Here is a 3,237-nt window from a genome sequence, read left to right as displayed (position 1 = left end):
GTAGGGCATAGGGGCCTTCACGCCCTCTAGGCGCCCCGCGCCCGCTAGACGTACCGCTCCAAGATCGACGACTCCGCCAGCCGCGACAGGCCCTCGCGGACGCTGCGCGCCCTCGCCTCGCCCACGCCGTCCACCGTCTGGAGATCGTCCACGCTCGCGGCGAGCAGCTTCTGCAGGCCGCCGAAGTGCTCGACCAGGCGGTCGATGATGGCGCCGGGGAGGCGGGGCACCTTCGCCAGGAGGCGGAAGCCGCGCGGCGAGACCGCCGAGTCCAGGGCCTCCGGAGAGCCCGTGTAACCCAAGGCGCGCGCCACTGTGGAGAGTTCGAGCAGCTCCGCGTGGGTGAGGGCGTCCAGCTCCTGGAGCGCCTCGTCGACTGTGCGGGACCGCTTGGCGGTCGGCTCGGGCACGTAATCCCTGACGACCAGCTCGCGCTCGGGCTCGACGCCCGCGATCAACTCGTCCAGCTGGAGGGCGAGAAGGCGGCCGTCGGTGCCCAGCTCCACCACGTACTCCGCGATCTCCGTGGCGATGCGGCGCACCATCTCAAGACGCTGGGCGACCGCCGTCACGTCCCGCACCGTCACCAGGTCCTCGATCTCCAGGGCGGAGAGCGTGCCCGCGACCTCGTCGAGACGCAGCTTGTACCGCTCCAGGGTCGCGAGGGCCTGGTTGGCACGGGAGAGGATCGCCGCCGAGTCCTCGAGGACGCGGCGCTGCCCGTCCACGTACAGCGCGATCAGGCGCATGGACTGGGAGACGGAGACGACGGGGAAACCGACCTGCTTGGAGACGCGGTCCGCCGTGCGGTGCCGCGTGCCCGTCTCCTCGGTGGGGATCAGCGGGTCCGGCACCAGTTGCACACCGGCGCGCAGGATCTTGGTGATGTCCTTGTCGAGGACGATGCCGCCGTCGAGCTTGCACAGCTCGCGCAGGCGCGTCGCGGTGAACTCGACGTTCAGGATGAAGCCGCCCGTGCACATCGACTCGACGGTCTTGTCCCAGCCGAGGACGATCAGGCCGCCGGTGTTGCCGCGCAGGATGCGCTCCAGGCCGTCGCGCAGGGCCGTGCCGGGGGCGACGGCGCTCAGGGAGGCGCGCATCAGCGCATCGGCAGCGGAGCTTCCGCCGGGCTTGCCGGGATTCGCTGCCCGGTCGTTGGCTGCCACTGCACTCCCTCGTTCGCACGTCGTCCAAGCCTCTGCCGTACCTCTGTCTTCGTACGGATGGGCGAGACCAGGGCAAAGTCTACCGGCGCTCTTCCTCCTCCCGTGGGGCCTCTCGACGACGGGATCGCGGAAGGACGCGCAGCGCGTCACCCATGTCGGCGACTTCGATGACCTTCATACCGGCCGGGATCCTGCCGGGATCGGTCGGTACGAGGGCGTGGGTGAAGCCGAGGCGGTGCGCCTCGGCCAGTCTGCGCTGGACGCCCGTGACCCGTCTGACCTCGCCCGCGAGGCCCACCTCGCCGATCGCCACGAGGTTCTTCGGCAGCGGGGTGTCGCTCGCCGCGCTGGCCAGGGCGAGGGCGATGGCGAGGTCCGCGGCGGGCTCGGAGAGCTTCACGCCGCCGACCGTCGCGCTGTAGATGTCCCGCTTGCCGAGGGCCGTGATCCTGCCGCGCTGCTCCAAGACGGCCAGCATCATCGAGACGCGGGACGTCTCGAGGCCGGATGTGGTGCGCCGGGGGCTCGGGATCTGCGAGTCGACCGTGAGCGCCTGGACCTCGGCGACCAAGGGGCGGCGGCCCTCCAGGGTGACGGTCAGACAGGTGCCGGGGACGGGCTCGGCGCGGCGGGTGAGGAAGAGGCCGCTGGGGTCGGCGAGGCCGGTGATGCCCTCGTCGTGCAGCTCGAAGCAGCCGACCTCGTCCGTCGTGCCGTACCGGTTCTTGACGCCGCGGACCAGGCGCAGGCGCGCGTGCCGGTCGCCCTCGAACTGGAGGACCACGTCGACGAGATGCTCCAGGAGGCGGGGGCCCGCGATCGCGCCGTCCTTGGTGACGTGGCCGACCAGGAGGGTGGACATGCCGCGCTCCTTGGAGGCGCGGATCAGGGCGCCCGCGACCTCGCGGACCTGCGCCATGCCGCCGGGCGCGCCGTCGATCTCCGGCGAGGCGACCGTCTGGACGGAGTCGAGGACCAGGAGCGAGGGCTTGACCGCGTCCAAGTGGCCGAGGACGGCGGACAGATCGGTCTCCGCGGCCAGATAGAGGTGGTCGTCGATGGCGCCGATGCGGTCGGCACGCAGCCTGACCTGACTCGCCGACTCCTCACCGGTCACATAGAGCGTGCGGTGCTGCTCGCTCGCGGCCTTCGCCGAGACGTCGAGGAGCAGCGTGGACTTGCCGACGCCGGGCTCGCCCGCGAGCAGCACCACGGCGCCGGGGACGAGCCCGCCGCCGAGGACGCGGTCCAGCTCGGGCACGCCGGTGGAGCGCGCGGTCGCCGTGCGGCCGTCGACCTCGCCGATCGGGACGGCGGAGGAGGTGACCCGGCCGGGGGCGGTGGTGCGGACCGCGGGCGCGCCGTACTCCTCGACGGTGCCCCACGCCTGGCATTCGGGGCAGCGGCCGAGCCACTTGGCCGTCTGCCAGCCGCACTCGGTGCAGCGGTAGGACGGACGGTCCTTGGTGGATTTCGTACGGGCAGCCATGCTCGGAACCGTAACCGAGCCCACTGACAACGCGGCCCGCCGTGGTTCCGTCCGCTCCCGTCTCCGCCGTCCCGCCCGTTCCTGTCTCCGCCGTCCCGCATGCCCCGGCGCCCGCCCGGCGCCCGTCGGCGCATGAGTCAAGGCCCCGGAATGATGGGTTCCTGTCCCCTTTTGAGGGATCTGTTCACCCGTAAGGATTAAATGTGCGCAAGAGGGAGGAAGGAGCCTGCATCATCCGCCTAACTTCGCACGGGTGATGAGCAGCAGGCCGGAAACCCCCGTGAACGCAACCGGCGCACACCGGGCGCACCGTGATACGCGCAAGCGTGTGGCGCCCCGCCCAGCGCCCCGGACGACCCCGCCCGCGCGCTACGAACCGTGTCTGGACGGCCTGTTCACCTACTGCCTCTCCGTCCTGTGCGATCACGACGCGGCGACCGCGGCGCTGGGGGACGTGCTCCATCTGGCCGAGCGCCGGGGCTCGCGCGGCCCCGAGGCCGACGGCGAGCTGCGCGCCTGGCTCTACGCGCTGGCCCGCTGGGTCTGCCTGCGCCGTCTGGCCGAGGCCAAGCGGAACCG

At 71.9% G+C, this 3,237-nt stretch carries 2 protein-coding genes and 1 pseudogene; 1 reads left to right on the top strand and 2 read right to left on the bottom strand.

From position 1 onward, the window contains the following. Positions 1-44: 44 nt before the first annotated feature. Together disA and radA are read right to left on the bottom strand one after the other, a co-directional pair. Positions 45-1,169 (bottom strand): DNA integrity scanning diadenylate cyclase DisA, encoded by a 1,125-nt coding sequence (gene disA, locus GKQ77_RS30560; RefSeq protein WP_219692367.1) that lies wholly within the window; start codon positions 1,167-1,169, stop codon positions 45-47. A 79-nt stretch (positions 1,170-1,248) separates the two neighbouring features. Further along, entirely contained in the window at positions 1,249-2,658 is a 1,410-nt protein-coding gene (gene radA, locus GKQ77_RS30555) for a DNA repair protein RadA (RefSeq protein WP_219692366.1), read from the bottom strand. A 253-nt stretch (positions 2,659-2,911) separates the two neighbouring features. Between radA and GKQ77_RS30550 the strand changes: the two are divergent. Continuing rightward, positions 2,912-3,237: pseudogene (locus GKQ77_RS30550) on the top strand (hypothetical protein); the annotation flags it as partial.

The sequence above is a fragment of the Streptomyces anatolicus genome, from assembly GCF_019400875.1.
Lineage (GTDB): Bacteria > Actinomycetota > Actinomycetes > Streptomycetales > Streptomycetaceae > Streptomyces > Streptomyces anatolicus.
Note: the sequence above shows the minus strand (reverse complement) of the source record. Positions and strands in the feature narration are given on the sequence as shown.